The sequence below is a fragment of the Capilliphycus salinus ALCB114379 genome (assembly GCF_047276495.1).
Classification (GTDB): domain Bacteria; phylum Cyanobacteriota; class Cyanobacteriia; order Cyanobacteriales; family Microcoleaceae; genus Capilliphycus; species Capilliphycus salinus.
The window spans coordinates 119031-138138 of sequence record NZ_CP178543.1 but is presented as its reverse complement, the minus strand read 5'-3'; the positions used below and the strand labels follow the sequence as shown (position 1 = coordinate 138138).

The window sequence follows — 19108 nt, the reverse complement described above, 5'->3', positions numbered from 1 at the left end:
TCTGAGCGGCTCACCCCGAAAAACATTATCCGAGCAAACCTACAACGGTAGGTTTTCTTTTTGGGGATGATCTGTGAATTCTTATAAAATCAAGTCGCCGATGAAATTTAGTGAAATCGTTAAAAAACTCAGTGCTTCTATCACTCAGCATAGCCTAACAACCGCCGAGTCAACCGATCCGGATCTGTCGGGAATCGATGCCATCGATCGCGCCCAAGGGGGAATGCTAAGTTATATTGAAGGGCCGAAATTTGCCGCCCACGTCGAAAAAACTGCCGCCAGCGCCCTAATTTTGCCCGTCGATGAAGCCCTACAAACTGAAGCGACAAAACGAGGCATTGCTTGGGCCACGACGTCTCAACCCCGTTTAGTCTTCGCTGAAGCGATCGCCCTATTTTATCAACCCTTTCGATCCACACCGGGTATTCACCCTTCGGCCATTATCGATCCCGATACCACCATTGGCAATGAAGTCTATATCGGCCCCCATGTGGTCATTCAAGCGGGTGTAACCATCGGCGATGGGGTTTGTATTCATCCCAATGTTACCGTTTATCCTCAGGTGAAAATAGGCGATGGTAGCATTCTTCACGCTAATTGTACTATTCACGAACGGACTCAAATCGGTGCCGGCTGTGTGATTCATAGCGGGGCGGTGATCGGTGCTGAAGGCTTTGGGTTCGTTCCCACCCCAGAAGGCTGGTTTAAGATGCAACAGTCGGGGGTGACGGTGTTAGAAGATGGCGTCGAAGTCGGATGTAATAGCACCATCGATCGCCCCGCCGTCGGCGAAACCCGCATCGGAAAAAATACCAAACTCGACAATTTGGTTCATATTGGTCACGGCTGTCGGGTCGGAGAAAATTGTGCGTTTGCAGCCCAAGTCGGCTTGGCGGGGGGCGTCGTGGTCGGTAATCGGGTTATTTTAGCCGGTCAGGTGGGAGTTGCCAATCAAGCCGAAATTGGAGACGGGGCGATCGCCACAGCCCAAGCCGGTATTCATAGCAGTGTAAAAGCCGGAGAGATTGTTTCTGATTCTCCTGCTATTCCCAATAAACTTTACCTAAAAGTTTCTGCAATTCGCAAGCGCCTCCCCGAAATTTACCAAACCTTTAAAGAACTCCAACGTCAGTTGAATGATCGTCCGTAGGAATTGATACACTCTTGTCAATTTTTACAAAATCCTTAACTTAACCCCAGGAGTTCACAAAACCTTAGAAACCCGAGGAGCGATCGCGCTTTGGGTCCGGGGCTTTCTTTTGTTCGGCGCAGATAAAGGCCAAAAGAAAGCCGGAGGGTTTGTTTATCGGTAATTCAGCAAATTAAGTGTATTTTCTTAGCCGATTGACATTGGCTCGGTCTTGGTTCCTGTTGTTGTCAAGACAAACTCAGCTAATATAGGCAAGTCACAGCGAACAGCGCATTGCGATCGCGCCCTTGCTGTCGAGCAAAAATTGATGCTGAATTCCCCTAGTATCCAGACTTCATAGCGGATTTGTCCTTTTTAAAATAGAGCCAGTCGGGGGCGAACGAGCCACCAGAAATTAAGTCAGGATGCCTATAAGCCCCGGCTGAAATTGTCCGTTCTCAGCCCGGACAGCCGATCCCTCGGGCAGAATTTTCCCTCTCGATTTTGCGATCAAATCCCCAAACGGCGAGTAATTTTTCTTCTGTTGAGCAATGAGTGTACCTAATCATCACAATCTTTACAAGATTACCTAAAAAAATTTTGTCAAATTGATAAATTTAAGTATATATTATTTGTAGCAGCCTAAAACATACACAGGTCTGACTTAATGTTTTCAATCACAAAAGGAGATTGTGGCAAACGATGTCTAAAGCAGCAACAGCACCGCTGACCGGAAAGGCTTTACTTCAAAAAGTCAAAGAACTTTCTCACCTTCCCCGCCGAGAAACAGCTAGACTCTGTGGATATTACAGTGTCACAAAAGATGATCAAGTCCGCGTGAATCTGACCGATTTTTACGATGCAGTTCTCAAAGCCCGGGGAATTCCTCTGAGTCCAGATGGGACCAGCGATGGTCGCGGACGCGCTCCCACCTACATGGTCAGCGTTCACAAAAATGGTCAAATCGTGATCGGTTCTACCTATACCAAAGAAATGGGATTGAAACCCGGTGATGAATTTGATATTAAGTTGGGCTACAAGCATATTCACCTGATTCAAGTCGGTGAAGATGAAGACAAAAATGGTAGCGTTGATGTCGATGATGAAGAAGAGTAAAGATTTAACGATCGCTAAGAGAAGATGAACCTCTCGGAACTGGTGAACGGGCCTGCGATCTTTAAAGTAACTCTATTTTTTGGGGTTTGGGGACTGTTATGGTTGCCAATTGCGATCGCAACGGCGATGTTATTAAATTGGCATCCGCCTCAACCCTTAGATGAGAAACAAAAGCCTATCTTGCTTGCTTCACTGTATCTGATTGTTCCTTTGATTATCGATCGCCTATCGAGAGTCGAAAATCAGTCATTTGCTGATTATGGTTGGCTGTGGCAACTCTCAACAGGAATTTCCCTTATTTCCGGCTTGAGTATTTCTATCCTCAGCTTGGTGGTATTCTTTGGAGTTGAATGGATTTTGGGTTGGATCGCTTGGCAACCCCAACCCCAATTTCAACTCGCCCCGGATAACTTCTTATCTAAAATTCTGTCGGCTTGGGGTTCGCTGTTGTCTATCCTATTGCTGGCATTATGGATTAGTGGAACAGAAGAATTTGTCTTCCGGGGGTTTGTGCAATATCACCTGCAACAAGATTACACCGTTGTAATTGCCGCTATAATTACCAGTGTTATTTTTGCTCTGACTCATTTAATTTGGGAGTTTAAACAGACTATTCCCCAATTACCCGGACTTTGGTTAATGGGGATGGTACTGACTCTCGCCTGTGTTTATAATCAGAATCTCGGTTTAGCCATCGGCTTACACGCCGGTTGGATCTGGGGAATCACCAGTATACAAACTTTGGGTAACTTAACTTCTACTCGTCGGGCGCCGCAATGGGTGACTGGTATCGGCGATCAACCGTTAGCGGGAGTGATGGGAATAACAATGCTATTGGCGGTAGCAGGTCTATTGTGGCTTGTCTACAATTGAAATCATATGATATCGGACCGATCAATAATTATTATGTAGGGGCGGCTTGGTGCAATATCTTGACTACGACTGAGAGATTTAGATAAATCCGCCCAGACCCGATAACAGACATTAATTAATCGGATATCATATCAGGCATGATGCGGCTAGGAGAAGCGATTATGGCAAATTCTACCCCTGTTCCCTTTTCGACGGTTTACGGGCCGGTTTCCTCTTGGCGATATGGGCGATCGCTGGGGATTGATCCTATTGGTGTTGTCTCGACTTGTTCGTTTAACTGCGTTTATTGTCAACTCGGAGAAATTGAACAGATCACAAGCGATCGCAAAGAATATATTCCCACTTCCCAAATTTTAGAAGAATTAAAAGCGTTCGCGCCTTGGGATGTGGATGTAATTACCCTCAGCGGAAGCGGTGAACCGACGTTAGCGGCGAATTTAGGGGAAATTTTAACCGAGATTAAACAATTAACCCATCGCCCGACTTTAGTGTTAACCAATGCGACTTTGTTAAATGATGCTAAAGTGCGTTCGGATTTGGGTTTAGCCGATCGCGTTTCTGTTAAACTGGATGCGGTTTCAGCAGAAGGGTTAAGACGGGTAAACCGACCCGATCGCGAAGTAAATTTTGAGAACCTTTGGGCGGGAATTGAACAATTTTGTGCCGAGTATCAAGGCGAATTGGGCATACAAACCATGATTTTATCAGCTTGGGATGAATCTGTCAAAGCCGAATATATTCGCCAGATGAAAGCGATCAAACCGACAGAAATTCAACTGAATACTCCCACCCGTCCCAAACCGGTTAAACGCCAACTCGATGGGCGAGGAAATCATACTATAGCCGATGTTCGCCCCTACGAAGTTCGTCAGTTAAAATGTGTCTCTGAGGCGGTTTTACAAGCCTTAGCCGAAGAGATTCAAACCCAGATCGGTATTCCAGTTAGGACGGTCTATTCAAAATAATAAATAGTTACCAGTGATGTTGGGGCGGGTTCTCAATTAATGTATGTTATATCATGTCCGACTAATTAATAATCCTAAACGTAGGGGCGGGTTCTCAATTAATGTCTGTTACCCACAGATAACGAATATAAACCCGCCCCGGATATTTCTGGGAAAATATAGATAGAGTCAGAACCCGCCCCTACAAAACTGTTTACTATCAATTTTCCGAAAGTTCCATAATGCGATCGAAGCGGAAATTATCGACTAATTCCCTCAATTTGTGGGCGAGTTGTGCGTTTTCTGGGGGAATTTGTTGGATCAATTCATAGGTTAACACATCGCTGCACTGAGAAGCGGTATAATGAAGTTGCTTAATCCAATTTTGGGGCATAACGTTTAAAGCGTGAGAATCCAAAATAAAATCGGTATCAGCGTTGGTCTTTAATCCAGAAGAATCATAATTATCGGTTGAATCTGCATAGAGATATTCTACACCCAAATGTTGGCTAATGGTGGTTAAGAGTTCTTCTTCTTGAAAGGGTTTGCGAATAAAATCATCGCATCCCGCAGATAAAATCATTTGACGATCTTCTTCAAAGGCGCTGGCGGTTAAGGCGACAATAATAGTTTGATTTCCCTGGGGTGTAGATTTAATATATTGGGTAGCTTCATAACCATTCATCACCGGCATTCTGATATCCATAAAAATTAAATCCGGTTGCCAAATTGACCAAATTGTGATAGCTTCTTGTCCGTTTTTAGCTTCTTTAACATCAAATCCAACGGACTGTAGCAACTTCAATAAAAGTAAACGATTGGTAAATTTATCCTCAACAACTAAAAGTTTATAAATCGGTTGTTGAGGGGCTAAACCAGAAATTTTTCGGTTAGAATCAACCCGTTGAATCGAATTTTTATCGGTCTGTTTAACCTGAATTTCAAAGGCAAAAATACTCCCGACACCCGGTTGAGAACAGACGGTAATTTCTCCACCCATCAGTTGTACAAAGCGCTGACTAATGGGCAAACCCAGCCCGGTTCCTTCGCTGGATTTTAAACCCGTTTCGGTTTGAGTAAACGCTTCAAATAATTGATTAAGTTCGTGGGAAGCAATTCCCAATCCCGTATCTTCAACCTCAAAATAAACCGGAATTAAATCTACAGAATCCCGGGAATTTGTTGGGGGTTCTGAAGGGATATTTTCGGGGGATAGAGAACTCAGCTTGGTGATGTGTTTGGGTTCGCAACAGCAGGTAAAATTATGATAAATCCCCCTTTGCGATCGCACTCGCAGGGTGACGGAACCGGACTCGGTAAACTTGATCGCATTATTCAAGAGATTAATTAAAACCTGGCGCAATTTTTTCTCATCCGTTTGAATAAATTGGGGAACATTGGTATCGCAATCAAAGAGTAATTTTAAACCTTTAGACTTGGCTTTTAGCTGAAGCATTTCTTCAAGGTTATTCAGCAAACGGTGCAAGTCAAAACTATTTTCATTGAGGAGAACCTGTCCGGCTTCTATTTTCGACATTTCCAAAATATCGTTAATCAAATGGAGCAAATATTCGCCGGATTGACTGATAATATTAAGATACTGCTGATCATCTTCCGAGAGATTGATATCGTTGTTCATCAACTGAGTAAAACCCAGAATTGCATTTAAAGGAGTACGAAGTTCGTGACTCATATTGGCTAAAAATTCGCTCTTGGCTTTGTTGGCGGTATCGGCGCTTTCTTTGGCGAGTGTAAGTTCTTTAGCTTGCTGTTGAGTTTTGGCTAAAAGTTCGGCTTGTTGAACCGCTACCCCCAACTGAATTCCAATTTGAACCATCATCCGAATTTCGGCTTCTTCCCATTCTCGGAACCTAGAATTTTGGTAAGTCGCCAACAGTCCCCAAAGTTGAGTTCCGCAAAAAATCGGAACCGTAATATAAGCCTTAGCTTGAAATTGTTCTAATAATTCGATATAACAATCAGAAAAATCGGCTTTGTAAATATCATTAACACACAGATAAGTAACACCCTGTCGATATAAGCCGCCTTGAGTATCCTTGAGATAAGTATCTTGAATGCTGACCAAATCTTGAACCGTACATTGATCGTCATTAACAGTATTTTCAACCGTCGAACTGGGAGCGGTAGAATTCAATAAAGGTCGCCATTGTTCCCCAACCGACTCCGCCACAAATTTTCCACTCCAGTCCGGGGAAAATTGATAAATAACAACCCGATCGCTATTGAGCGCTTCTTGAAGTTCGGCAGTGGTACTATTAAAAATAGTCTGTAAATCGAGAGACTGGCGCATCCGACGCAAGACTTTAGAAAAAGCCCGTTCTCGTTCTGCCATGTTTCGCAAAGCTTGCTCAGAACGCTTTCGTTCGGTAATATCAAGCGTCGTACCCACCGCACGAATCAGTTGATTTTGATGATTTAAAATTCCCTGTCCTCGCGCTTCAATATGACGGAACGAACCATCGGGTCGAAGAATTCGACAGTCAAATTCTGTGAATTGTCCGAACTTTAAAAAATGTCTAACATGATGTTGCCAAAGCGATCGATCTTGAGGATGAATCAATTTGATTAATTCCCGATAACGGGGTTCTCCTTGAGCGGGATCGCGACCAAAAATCCGAAATAATTCTTCAGACCAAGAAATCTTTTGAGAGGGAAAATCGAGTTCCCAATTTCCCACATGGGCGACTCGTTGGGCGGTGGCGAGACTGGTTTGACTGGCGCGAAGTTTTTCTTCGGCTTGTTTGCGTTCGGTAATATCTTCGTAGGTGCTGAGAATCCCAATAAAATTCCCCTCAACATCGTGGAGAGGTATTTTATGAGTATCGAGCCAGATGGGGTTTCCTTCCAGGTTCAACTGGGCTTCAATTAAATGATATTCTAATAAATCATTTTCAAGCGCCCGACGAGAGATGAGAGATTTTTTCGCCCAGGGTAAATCATAATCAGTTTTCCCGACAATTTCTTCGGGGGTATGGAGTCCAACCAATTGGGCAAAATTGCGGTTACATCCGAGATAAATTGAATTGCAATCTTTCCAGAAAATTAACTGGGGGATATTATCAATCACTAATTGCAACAGTTGTTTCGAGTTCCGCAGTTGAGCTTCGGCTTGTTTAATTTCGGTAATATCGTTGGCGGTGCCGAGAATTTGTTGGGGTTGTCCCGACTCGCTGCGAGTAAACACCGTATCCCGACTCACCAACCACAACCAATGGCCGTCCCGGTGTTTCATGCGATACTCAATTTCAAACACATCTCCTTCGCAACCGATCGCCATTTGAGCGTAATAATCGGATAATCCGGCCAAGTCTTCCGGGTGCATCAAAGCTTGAAAGAAATTCCGCTCCATCCCTTGAATTTCGGCGGTGTCGTACCCGAGAAGATCGCCAACGGTGCGGTTAACGTAGAGGTTGCGGTTTTGGGAGAGATCGTAGAGATATAAAATTCCGGGACAGGCGTCGGCAATTTGCTGCACCCACCGTTGGCTGGAACGCAGGGCGGCTTCGGCTTGTTTGCGCTCTTGGCTTTCCAAGGCGAGAGAGGTCATTTGAGCCAGGTAGCTGGTAAAGTTTTGTTCTTCTACCGCCCAGTCTCGACTGTGGCGATCTTCGAGGCTGATGATGCCGACAATTTGGCCTTGGAAGCGAATGGGAACGGTCAGTAAGGCGATCATACCGTGAGGCTGGAGATAGATGGCGCTCAGGGGTTGGGTGTCTTCGTGGCTGTCGGCGTTGGCAACTCCGATGACTCGTTGGGCGTTGATGGCGTCAAAATAGCTCGGACATTGGGCGCGCGAAAGGGTCAGTTCTGGTTTTTTGGGGGAATAGGTGGAGTTGGGGTACAAATAGGCACAGTGAAGTTCGGATTGATCTCGGTTGTAAAACCAGATCCCGGAACGGCTAACATTGAGGGTACGGGCGGCGATTTGAGTAATTTCTCTCATCGCGGGGGTGAGGTTTCCCTCGAAAATGTGGGGACTTTGGGCCAGTTCGAGCAGTCCGACTTGTTGTTTGCGAAGGCGAATGCCGCTGGTGAGGATGCTAAATTCGGCGGCGACTCGATCTTGAATTTCTCGTTCGAGGTTGGTGTTGACGGTTTCGAGTTCGGCGGTTCGCGATCGCAGTCCGGCTGTGGCTTGTTCAACCCGCATTTCGAGTTGGTTGTAGGCTTGATTTCGGGCGATTTCGGCTTCTAGACGTTGGATTTCGGCGACGACTCGGGCGGCGAATAGGGTTAAAATTGCTTGGGTGCTGGCTTCGTTGCTGAGGGGGCGATCGCTGAGGATGGACAGGGTGCCGATGGCCTGTTGGTTTCCGTCTAGGAGGGGAACGCCCAAATAGGAGACGGAGTTTAGGGTTTTTAGCAGGGGGACTTGGGGAAATTGGTCTTGCAGGCGATCGGGGTAAAATTGCAGACAGGCGGTCTGGATGACGGTTTCGCAGGGCATTCCTTTTCGATGTATATTGGCGATCGCGTGGAGTTGTCCGTCGGACCAAAAAGCGAGGATTTTGAGTTGAGAGGGGTTTTTTGGGTTGATTTGGGTGATTAAAACGTTGGGGACGGCGAGAATGGTGGCTAGGTGTTCGACTAAAGTCGAAAAGAATTGGGTTCCGGTAACGCCTGCTGTTCCGGCGACTAATTTTTTGAGGAGATCTTCGGCGAGATAGCGCTGCTGAATTTCGACTTGTAGGGTGGCGTTAATGGTGGCAAATTGCTCTAATGTGGGTAATGCTAGAACTTTTGGGAGTCTGGGGAGTAAAATGAAGGCGCTGTAGACGGAGGCGGAGATCAGCAAAAAGCGGATCGGTTCGAGAGCAGGGCGATCGCCAAATTGGAAGGTCCACAGGTCTAGGAGTTTGGTGGTTCCGCTCGCCAACAGAAAAACACCGAGCCAGATGTAGGCGCGGCGCTCGGGAAAATCTGGTCGTTGCTGAACCCAGTAGATGAGTAGGGCTAAGATCAGGTAATAAGTTAGAGCCAGTAAAATGTCGCCCCCCGCGTGTAAGAAGATTGGGGAAAAAGGCTTTGAGTTGTAAAGGCTGCTCAGATCACTCAGACTTGGAATAAACAGGTAGGGTATTAGAAGTTTCCACATAGGATTTGAACGACCGACGATCGGGTGGGGAAGACAAGGGGGATCGGCACTCCTGATGTTGTTTTCCTGTTGGTTGAGGTTTTTTTGAGGGTTGGGGTTCGGGAGTTGACAACTGCACCCAGACTTTGTTAAAGAAGTCATCAACTCTAGAGATAACTGCTTCTCAAACGGTGTCTTAATGGGTTTGAGAAATTTATCAGCGTTATTCTTTCCCGTTTAAATTGTAGCTCTATCTCAGTCCCCTGCGAATTTTTGGGGTAGATTTTTGAGGAACTTGGGTATTAATTCCAAATTGGGTAACGGGATTAATTGAAATTTGGAAACAGTTGTAACGAATTTTTCTAAGTCTGTTCTTGTGAGCATTTCTAAGAACTATACTCTATTTTAAGTCCCCGAAAATAATCGCGAGACTATCACAAAAAAAAAATATTGTCAAGCCAGTTTTGTAGCCATTCTCATCGCCCCAGTCTCAGATTTCGGGAGAAACAGCTACAAGATTTATGAGCCAGGTATGAGAAGATTAAAGCTGTTCACTGTTGTCTATTGAATCATAGGAGTCGATCCCACGTTGCTCAAAGTCTTACATAGCGGTGATTCCCGTTCGGAGACGCTACGCAAAGCCCAGAAAAGATCTAGACTGAGACAAACAACCGCTATCCGATTTCAGATAACATGAAATATCGAGTATCAGATCCTTGAATACTCAAAACCTTAAACCATCGTAAAATTTCTTCGTGTGCCTTCTCAATGACAATTGATGAAGTGATACAGGTGCTTAATGCTACCCGGTCAGAATCTTTAACCTCTCTCCAAGAACTCATTCTCCGTCTCTCATGGGAGGGAAAAACTTATACAGTAATTGCCAAGGAAGCCTTTTATGGTGCCGAACGAGTTCGTAAAGTCGCCGCTGAGTTATGGTTATTGCTCAGTGAAACTTGGGGAGAATCAATCAGCAAAGCCAGTTTTCGACAAATTTTGGAGTCCCGTTCTTTGACCCTTGCTCAACAGCAGTTGATTCACAAGCAATCAGAATCTTTAGTGAAAACGGTTGTCGAATTTCCCAATCGTCCTTTATTGTACAACTCTAATTTTTATATTCCCCGACCTCCCATTGAGGAACTCGCCTACACAGAAATGACTCAACCGGGTAGTTTTATCCGGATTAGAGCGCCCCAAAAAATGGGAAAAAGTTCTCTAATTTTTTATTTGCTGGCTCGGGCTGAAACGGACAATTATCAGACGGTAATTATCGATTTTCAACAGGCGGATCGCCGGATTTTTAGCGATCTGAATACGTTCTTACGTTGGTTCAGTATTAATGTGACCCGAGAATTAAATTTGGAGTCGAGGATCGAACAGTATTGGGATGAAGAATTGGGGAGCAAAGTCAGTTGTACCAGTTATTTTCAGGGTTATCTATTCAATCAAATTCAGCCCCCAATTGTTTTGGTGTTAACGGAACTCGACCGCCTGTTTGAATTTCCCGAAATCGCCGGAGATTTTTTGCCGTTGTTGAGATTTTGGCACGAACAAGCTCGCCAGGTTAATCTTTGGCAAAAACTCCGTTTAGTTGTCACCTACTCGACGGAAATTTATCAGTCTCTCAAGCTGCATCAGTCCCCGTTTAATGTGGGTTTACCGCTCACTTTACCCCCGCTTAATTCTCAGCAAGTTCAACAACTCGCCCGCCAATACCGATTAACCTGGATGGGAAGCGATAAAATTGAGCAACTGATGAATATGGTGGGAGGACATCCTTATTTAATTCAGCTAGCATTTTATCATTTAACTTTCCCTGAATATCCTCTCCATTACCGATCTATTGGACAATCGGCTGACTCAAATTCAGAATCGGAACTACAGCTAAGTCCGCAAGATCGCTTTGAAGAAATGTTAGAAACAGCAGCAACAGAAGCGGGAATTTATAACGATTATCTGCGCCATTTGCTCGCCATAATTCAAGCGGAACCCCAATTAAAAGCCACCGTTCAAAAGATGGTTCAATCCGATCTCGGGGTGAGTATAGAACCGATCATGGCACACCGATTAAAAAGTTTAGGATTGATTGAGCTAGAAGGCGATAGAATGCAGTTTTGTTGTGCATTGTACCGTCTGTATTTCACCAAACAACTTTTACCCACCTCTGGGGAGATCCCCCTCTCTACATTGGTTCCATATACTGATACAAGTGAAATAGAAGATCCGGCAGATTCCGATCAGTTAAGAAAGGAAAATCTAGAGTTACAACAGCTTTGTAATTTAGATGAGTTGACTCAACTCGCCAATCAACGTTACTTTAATAGCTATCTACAAATGGAATGGCAACGCGCATCTCGCAACCAAACAAATCTCTCCTTAATTATTTGTGATATAGATTATTTCAAAATCTACAATACAATTTATGGCTACTCGGCGGGGGATGATTGTTTGCGACAAATTGCCAGAGCAATTCGAGAATGTGTTAACCGTCCAGATGATTTAGTCGCCCGTTATGGCGGAGAAGAATTTTTGATTTTACTCCCCCGAACCGACCTGTCGGGATCGGTCTGTGTTGCTGAAAGAATCCGCGAGAAAGTTAGGTCTTTAGCTATTGAAATTAAAAGTCAAAAGTTCGGGGGTTTTCCCGATGAGTTTGTCACGGTTAGTTTAGGAGTTTCTAATACAATTCCCCATGCAGATGAGAATTATACATCGATTATACAAGCCACTGAACGCGCACTCTATCAATCTAAAAGAAAAGGACGAAATCGAGTAACGGTTAGTCAGTTTCAAGCTAATATCGTTAGTTAACGTTTTTAGATCCTTGGTGGGTGCTAATGTTTCTCTCTCAGTATCAAGTTGGTGGTAGTCTTAAATTTAACGATCCCAGTTATGTGATCCGCTCCGCAGATTCTCAGCTTTATGCAGCTTTGAAATCGGGCGAATTTTGTTCGGTTTTTGAAGCTCGTCAAATGGGAAAATCTTCTTTATTAGTTAGAATAAAATGTCATTTAGAAGCGGATGGATGCTGCTGTATTTCTCTGGATATGAGCAGTTTGAGCGACCCCAATATTACCCATGAATGCTGGTATAAAAGGCTATTGTATAAAATCTGTTTGCAGCTAGATCTGCTGGAAAAAATCCAGTTTAATACCTGGTGGAAAAATCACCAAATCCTCAAACCGGTGGGGCGACTTCATCAGTTGCTTAGAGAAATTTTAACCGTTTATATTCCAGACAATAAACTAATTTTTTTAATCGATGAGGTTGATAGTCTTTTGAATTTACCTTTTTCTGTCGATGATTTTTTTAGTTTAATTCAATTTTACTCGGAGCGACGGGCGGCTATTGAATACAATCGCCTTGCTTTTGCTGTCTTCGGGGTAACAACGCCCTCAGATTTAGTCAAAAATCGCCTTAAAAGTCCTTTTTTTGGGGCGACTGAAATCAGACTTTCAGGGTTTAAACCGACAGAAATTCAACCCCTAATTCAACCGTTTGAAGGAAAAGTCTTTCAACCTCACCGGATTTTAAAACAAATACTGTTGTGGACCAATGGACAACCCTTTTTAACCCAAAAGCTGTGTAAAATTGTTTGGCAAATTATTCAATACTCTCCCCATCAACAGCTTATCATTCCCGAGGGACAAGAAGAATTATGGATTACAAAAATAGTGCATTATTTTATTTTGAAAGATTGGGAATTTCAAGATGAACCCGAACATTTACGGACGATTGAAAACCGCATCATATACAACGACGGGCGAAAAACTCAAAAACTCCTCAGAATTTATCAGCAAATCTTACAAGGTTTTGATGTGAAAGCCGATAAAACTGAAGACAAAACAGAACTGTTATTAAGTGGATTGGTTGTCGAACATCGGGGATTATTAAAAGTTAAAAATCTTATCTATCGCCACGTTTTTAACCTCAAATGGGTTGAAAATAAACTCTCTGGTATTCAACAGTTAAACCCTCAAGAATTAGAACCCCAATCTGTTTTCAACAAATCCAGCTTTTCTTCCAGTTGAACTGTCAAGCGTTCCAGTTGGGAATCTAAACTGAGTTGTTGTCGTCCAGTTTCAGCAATTTTTAGCAGTTGGATTTGATAAAGTTGTTGTTGTTCTTGCCAAAATTGAGTAAAATTTGGAAATTGCCACAAGCTATTTTTCCAGTGGTTAAAAGCCTTCACAGAAGAATTAATTCCTCTGGCATATTTGGGATAAGATTCAACAAAAGGCGAAAGAGAATAGGGGTAATATTGAACGCCAATAGAAGAACACCAATCTTTCCATTTAAACGGTAAAATTCTCGGACTGGTGATAATTGGAATCCAAGGAACCCGAAAAATATCGGCAATAATTGCGCCGTGCATGGCTTCGGCGAGTAAAACTTCGGTTTGGTTAATGGTAGATAAAACCTCCTCAACAGAGGAGCGGGGGTCGAGATAACAAAATCCGATATTTTCACAGATATTTTTCCAGATTTCTCCCGCAAAAGTTGCGTGGTGAATATGTGGCATATAGGTAAAATGATAACGTTTTTCGGGTAAAGGTTGATATAAACGCCTCGTTAAAATTGCGCCGTCAGTAATGGCTAAATCCGGAGATAAACCCAACTTTTTAGCCGATAATTTTCCCCGAACACAGTAAATTTTCCAACTCTTATCTATCGTTTTTAAAGGCTGTTCATAGCCGGCTCCCGTACTAAAAATAATTAAACGTTTAGCTTGGGGAACTCGTTGGGGTAAAACTTGATTTAACAGGGTTCCAATGCCAATAAAAGCCGTTGTTTCGTCTTCATCAAAAAATCCGGGTAACAGTTGGGGCCACAACCAATTATTCAGTTGATCTCCAAAATTACTAAACCCATCCCGACGTTGATAATAAAAGAGTTTCATTGGCTTATTTTTTTGAATGTAGAAGATAGAATTTTAGACTTTCCTCGATTAATCATCCAAGACAAATAGCGACTTTCAAGAATCATATTTTGAACTCGACGGGGTTTAGAACACCATTCATCAAACGCCACAGTTGCAATTTGTTCGAGAAAATAACGCCATTTTTTAATAATTTTATCCCAGTGAATTTGATTGAGTTTTGATTGACTATTCCGAATTAAATATTGTCGGATTGTTCGATTAGATTTTAACTGTCTTAGAGCGAAAAGTAACTCATTTAAAGAAGTAACTTCTAAATAATTAAAGTTTGGTATTCCCTCGGCACGATAAGCAGACTCATAACCTAAAACAGCAGGTACACCCGCCAACCAAGCGTTAAAAAGTTTCGTTGCTGGCTTATTAATATATTTATTTTCTTTTCCAAAACTGCGGATAGCAACCACCGCATCGGCTTGACTGTAATCATTCCAACGAGGATCAATGGATTGATAATCTGTCCAGTGATTGTTATTAATAATAGGACACCAATTTAAGCCAAGTTGAGACAGAGTATTTTTCCATTCATCGCTTAAAAGTTCGGGAGCGAGGTTATTAAGATGACCAAAAAAAACGATATTTTCAAACCGTTCTCCCCGTTGATAATCCCGAGGAATTAATCCCGGTTGCGTCCAGTGCGGAATATAATATGTTGGATTGAAAGTCGCTGTTTCTTCGGGATTTTGAACCACATGAAGTTGAGCGTAAGGATAAAAATCCGATTCGGCTTTGATACAAATGAGTAATAAATTTTGTCCGGGTTTAATCGATTTCTGAATAGAAAGACAGTTGCGATGAGTTAAAACAATTCCAGACTGGGGTAAATAATTGACTAATTCACAGGGAAAACCATCCGCTTTTAAACGCAGATAAGTTTGCAATGTCCAAGCATAAATTCCCAGACCAAACCCCCGCCAATTTTCATTGAAATTTTTAGGTTTTTCCAGGGGAAACAAGTCTTGAGGGATGTAAAAGTAGATGTGAGGCTGAATCATGGGTTGAGTGTTTTTAAGTGTTTTCTAAGTTTTAAAAAAAGAATAAAAAGGACTAATCAAGCTACTCCAATAAAGTTCGAGTTCACAACGAGTCACGACATCGGTATTGAGAACTTTATGATTTTTGACGTAATGAAAAATTAACTTTCGCAGATCATTCACAACAAAAAGAACGGTAAAAATCGGTTTTTTCCAGGCGGAAATTTGCAGCATCCGCGTGTAATACCGACTCAAACCAATTCCGCGAAGCAGTTTCAAAAGATAGGGTTTTTCTAAGCGACTAGACGGAATCAGATGATTAACTTTCATTTGGGGATTGTGCCAAATTTCCCAACCTTTTTTTCTTAAATAAGATAGAATTTCAATATCTTCGCCTTTGTTTTGTAAAGACTGTGCTGCAACTCCTGTAAAAAAAGGTTGTTCGGGTACGCAGTCTAACCAAGCTTGTTTCCGAATCACTAAACCCGCACCCGGAGGAAACAACCAACGTTCTAATAAGTCATAGCGGAATGCTTTTTCACCCCGATTAACGACGGCTAAAAAGCACGCGATTCGATGGAAATTTTCCGGGGGATTGACTTCATATAACGCCTTGAGTTGACTTCCGAAGGCGCCGGCTTGAGGATGCAATTGTGCAAAGGAATAAGCCGAATACACCCAATCTTTTTCGGGTAAGTTATCATCATCTAGAAAGCCAATTAAAGGACTTTGTGCTTCGTTAATCGCCAAACGCCGAGCAAATGCTATCCCCTGTTTTTTTTCAAAACAATATCGAATTTTAGGATAAGTTTGGGGAGATTTAGACTGATACTGTTCGACGACTTCTTTAGTTTTGTCTGTACTATTGTTGTCAACAACTAAAATTTCCCAAGCCAGGTTTTCAGTTTGGTCTTGAATGAGGAGGAGATCGAGAACTTGGGGTAAACGATTTTCTCCATTATAAGTACAGATTACGACTGTAAAATCAATCATAAGACTCTCTAATAGTGTCAGGGTTTTAGTTTTATTTTTACAGAATTACACTATAAACTAACATTAGAGTATATTTCAAGATTTTAGTCAATTGTTTTTTATGAAATAACTTTAAGATACAGGGTTTGAGTTAATAATAGATTAAAATCAAAGTCAAATCTAACGTTCTTTATCAAAACTTTACATGGGGAGGTTTTTTGTAAAGCAGTCATCAAACCTACCGATTCGGTGAGATTAAAATATTAGATTAAAATATTCTACAGACTTTTTAGAATGAATTGTTTGCTGTAAATCTTAACTCGATGATGATAAAATTGAGTTAAATCTATTTTCTAGAATCTAAACTATCAGCAAATGTTACCGAGTGATTTATTAAGTCATCGCCAACAAGGAGAAAGCATTGTTCCCCTGCGTTTGAAAATTGATGCTCAAAATTTAGACATTGCAAATCAGGTGATTTCCTGCTTCAAAGACTCTGTAAATTCTACTCAGGGAGAACTCAACCAACGCCTGAGTGAATTTGAAGGAGACAGTCCAAATTATCGCCTCAAACGGGGACTTGCTCATTTGTTAAAAAGCAGTTTTTGTACTTTTGAAATTATCAGCCCTCTCGAACCCATTGAATTAAGAGAACAGGTTTTTACCTTAGCCGCTAACAGCCTACCCAGTCCAGAAAATACCGAAAACACTTTAGAACAATTGGCTTTAAATTTATCGCAAAAACTCAAAAGAGAAGTTGTTTTAGATGAAATTCAAAAGGGTTTATATGCAGATTTACAAGAAAATAGAATCCTAACTCAATTTGAAGAAGCCACCCCAGAAGCTTTATTACATCGGTTTAATTTATCTCAAGTTCAGGGTATTTTTTATCGAGCCAGCGAGATTAAAATTAACGCCCACCGCAACGATCCGGGCGAATATAAACTCTTATTTCGCTATTTGAAATTCTTTCAATTAATGAGTTATATTGAAGGAGACGCCGAACAAGGTTTTACCCTCACGTTAGACGGACCAACCAGTTTATTTAAACCCAGTACCCGTTACGGTTTAGCATTAGCTAAAATGATTCCCGCCTTACTTCATGTAACCCGTTGGAGTCTGAAAGCAACCTTACAACAACGCGATCCTTATAGTGGAGTCGTGCGGACAGGCTATTTTAGTCTCAATTCTGATTGTAGTTTAGTCAGTCATTATCCACCGGGAAAACCCTATGATAGTATGTTAGAACAGTCTTTTGCGAGTCGTTGGAACTCCCTAAAAACGGACTGGAAACTTGAACGAGAAGTCGATTTAATTCCGCTTCCGGGAAGTGTAATGATTCCCGATTTTCGTTTGGTTCATCCCGACGGACGTGTATTTTTATTAGAAATTGTGGGCTATTGGCGCCCGGAATATTTACAAAAGAAATTCTATCAAGTTCGTCATTCCGACTGCGATAATTTAATCTTGGCGATTTCCGAACGTTTAAACCTAGAAAAAGCGGGAGTTAAGCTGAATAATATTCCCGCTCGTATTGTTTGGTTCAAAAATAAGTTACAGCCCAAATCGATTTTAGAGGTGATTGAAAGTTGATAAAGAAGGGCTGAAGCCCAACAACTGGGATGATTGTTGTTAGGCTAAAGCGCAGCCGAATTAACTAACTTCCATAAATTCAACTCTTGGTCCGGTTGAATCTTGAACCATTGCAATTCCCGTAAATCCCCAACGCTTTAAAATCCCTTTTAATTGAGAACCTGGTATTGATTCTACACTAAAACGGTCGGCTACATCACCGGCGTGTTTATTGAGATAACTTAACGCTTCATAATGTTCGGGAAATAGCAATAAAAAGCTTTGAACCGAATCAGGATTGGGTCGGGCGGTAACATATTGACCATCGACTTTTGAACGGACAAGATAGTAAATTTGAGAGTACATTTCAATTCAGTTATTCCATTTGTAAAAGGGTATAAATACACCCAAACCAATCTATTTTTAGGATAAAATTCCTATTTGAGATTTTCGAGTTTGATTCGAGGATCGACAACTTTTAGAAGTAAATCCGCCAAAAGATTCCCAACAATTAACATAACAGCACCCAACATCAAACTCGCCATAACTAAATACAAATCTTCCTGTCGAACCGCTTGTAAAACCAGTTTGCCGAGTCCGGGCCAATTAAAGAAATTTTCAGTAATAAAAGCGCCCCCCAATAAACCCGCAAATTCAAAACCAAGTAAAGTAATTAAAGGATTAACCGCATTTCTTAAAGCGTGAACATAAATCACCCGATTTTCGGGGAGTCCTTTCGCCCGTGCGGTTTGAATATAATCTTGACGCAAAACATCAAGCAACTGTCCCCGCATTAACCGCTGTAAACCCGCAAAACTGGTTAAACTTAAAGCAAGTGTAGGTAAGATCATATGCCAGGCTAAATCGGCTATTTTTCCGCCCAAAGACAGATCGGGAAACTCAATACTTGTCATTCCCCCGACGGGAAATAAAGGAGAGGTTTTTTGAGCCACATAAAGCAATAATAGCGCCGTAATAAAAGCGGGGAATCCCTGACCCGTATAGCTAAACACTTGTAAAACCCGGTCCAGAAGTTTATTTTGATTGACTGCGGCAATAATTCCCATCGGAATCGCAATCGCCCAAGTAACAATTAAAGAAGAAAAAGCCAGCAATAAAGTTGGGGGAACTCGCTCCCACAGCAACTCGGCTACAGGTCTGCGATTTTCAAAACTAAAGCCAAAATCACCTTCGGTAACGATTTGTTTTAACCAAATCCAATATTGTTGAATAACAGGTTTATCCAACCCAAATTCTTCTCGAAGTTGGGCGATAGTTTCCGGGGAAATTTGGGGCATCTCTTGATATTTATCTAAATAATTCCCCGGCGCAAGCTGAGTAATGGTAAAACAAAGAGCCGAAGCTAACAACAACGTAATTGCCGCTTGTAAAAGTCGCTTGGCAATATAAGCCAACGTTTCATTGTTCAAAGCCGAAACAATAGAATTCCCCAAACGTTTTCTAACTTGAGTAAAAGTTTCGCTGGTCATTGCAATT

13 protein-coding genes are annotated in these 19108 nt (G+C 42.2%); 7 read left to right on the top strand and 6 right to left on the bottom strand.

Annotated elements, in window-relative coordinates:
• Positions 1-100: 100 nt before the first annotated feature.
• The 4 genes from lpxD (at position 101) to ACL6C3_RS00630 (ending at position 4083) form a co-directional block, all read left to right on the top strand.
• Complete coding sequence (lpxD, locus tag ACL6C3_RS00645; RefSeq protein WP_413164374.1) at positions 101-1150, top strand: UDP-3-O-(3-hydroxymyristoyl)glucosamine N-acyltransferase; 1050 nt, start codon at positions 101-103, stop codon at positions 1148-1150.
• Positions 1151-1831: 681 nt separating this feature from the next.
• Complete coding sequence (locus tag ACL6C3_RS00640; protein ID WP_413164373.1) at positions 1832-2245, top strand: AbrB family transcriptional regulator; 414 nt, start codon at positions 1832-1834, stop codon at positions 2243-2245.
• 24 nt (positions 2246-2269) lie between these two features.
• Complete coding sequence (locus tag ACL6C3_RS00635) at positions 2270-3118, top strand: CPBP family intramembrane glutamic endopeptidase (RefSeq protein ID WP_413164371.1); 849 nt, start codon at positions 2270-2272, stop codon at positions 3116-3118.
• Positions 3119-3279: 161 nt separating this feature from the next.
• A complete protein-coding gene (locus ACL6C3_RS00630; protein WP_413164370.1) occupies positions 3280-4083 on the top strand; it encodes a radical SAM protein in 804 nt (267 codons plus the stop codon).
• Positions 4084-4282: 199 nt separating this feature from the next.
• Here the strand turns inward: ACL6C3_RS00630 and ACL6C3_RS00625 are convergent, their stop codons facing one another.
• Positions 4283-9178, bottom strand: a complete 4896-nt coding sequence (locus ACL6C3_RS00625; protein WP_413164368.1) for a GAF domain-containing protein — start codon at positions 9176-9178, stop codon at positions 4283-4285.
• 747 nt (positions 9179-9925) lie between these two features.
• Here ACL6C3_RS00625 and ACL6C3_RS00620 point away from each other — a divergent pair.
• Positions 9926-11968 carry an AAA-like domain-containing protein gene (locus ACL6C3_RS00620; RefSeq protein ID WP_413164367.1) on the top strand — a complete coding sequence of 681 codons (2043 nt, stop codon included), beginning with the start codon at positions 9926-9928 and terminating at the stop codon, positions 11966-11968.
• 26 nt (positions 11969-11994) lie between these two features.
• Positions 11995-13188 (top strand): AAA-like domain-containing protein, encoded by a 1194-nt coding sequence (locus tag ACL6C3_RS00615; RefSeq protein WP_413164366.1) that lies wholly within the window; start codon positions 11995-11997, stop codon positions 13186-13188.
• Here the strand turns inward: ACL6C3_RS00615 and ACL6C3_RS00610 are convergent.
• Genes ACL6C3_RS00610 through hpsE form a run of 3 tightly spaced genes read right to left on the bottom strand, consistent with a single transcriptional unit; the run spans position 13134 to position 16060 of the window.
• Positions 13134-14057: a polysaccharide pyruvyl transferase family protein gene (locus tag ACL6C3_RS00610; protein WP_413164364.1), complete on the bottom strand. Its 924-nt coding sequence runs from the start codon at positions 14055-14057 to the stop codon at positions 13134-13136. The two genes, ACL6C3_RS00615 and ACL6C3_RS00610, sit on opposite strands and share 55 nt — an antisense overlap.
• Entirely contained in the window at positions 14054-15088 is a 1035-nt protein-coding gene (locus ACL6C3_RS00605) for a hypothetical protein (protein WP_413164363.1), read from the bottom strand. The genes ACL6C3_RS00610 and ACL6C3_RS00605 overlap by 4 nt, the downstream gene beginning before the upstream one ends.
• A 24-nt stretch (positions 15089-15112) precedes the next feature.
• Positions 15113-16060 carry a hormogonium polysaccharide biosynthesis glycosyltransferase HpsE gene (gene hpsE, locus ACL6C3_RS00600; RefSeq protein WP_413164362.1) on the bottom strand — a complete coding sequence of 316 codons (948 nt, stop codon included), beginning with the start codon at positions 16058-16060 and terminating at the stop codon, positions 15113-15115.
• A 354-nt stretch (positions 16061-16414) separates the two neighbouring features.
• Here hpsE and ACL6C3_RS00595 point away from each other — a divergent pair, with 354 nt between their 5' ends.
• Positions 16415-17632: a DUF790 family protein gene (locus ACL6C3_RS00595; RefSeq protein WP_413164361.1), complete on the top strand. Its 1218-nt coding sequence runs from the start codon at positions 16415-16417 to the stop codon at positions 17630-17632.
• A 60-nt stretch (positions 17633-17692) separates the two neighbouring features.
• Here ACL6C3_RS00595 and ACL6C3_RS00590 read toward each other — a convergent pair whose 3' ends face one another.
• Together ACL6C3_RS00590 and ACL6C3_RS00585 are read right to left on the bottom strand one after the other, a co-directional pair.
• Positions 17693-17977, bottom strand: a complete 285-nt coding sequence (locus ACL6C3_RS00590) for a hypothetical protein (protein WP_413164359.1) — start codon at positions 17975-17977, stop codon at positions 17693-17695.
• A 71-nt stretch (positions 17978-18048) separates the two neighbouring features.
• On the bottom strand, positions 18049-19101 hold the full coding sequence (locus tag ACL6C3_RS00585; RefSeq protein WP_413164358.1) for an ABC transporter permease: 1053 nt from the start codon (positions 19099-19101) through the stop codon (positions 18049-18051).
• Positions 19102-19108: the final 7 nt, after the last annotated feature.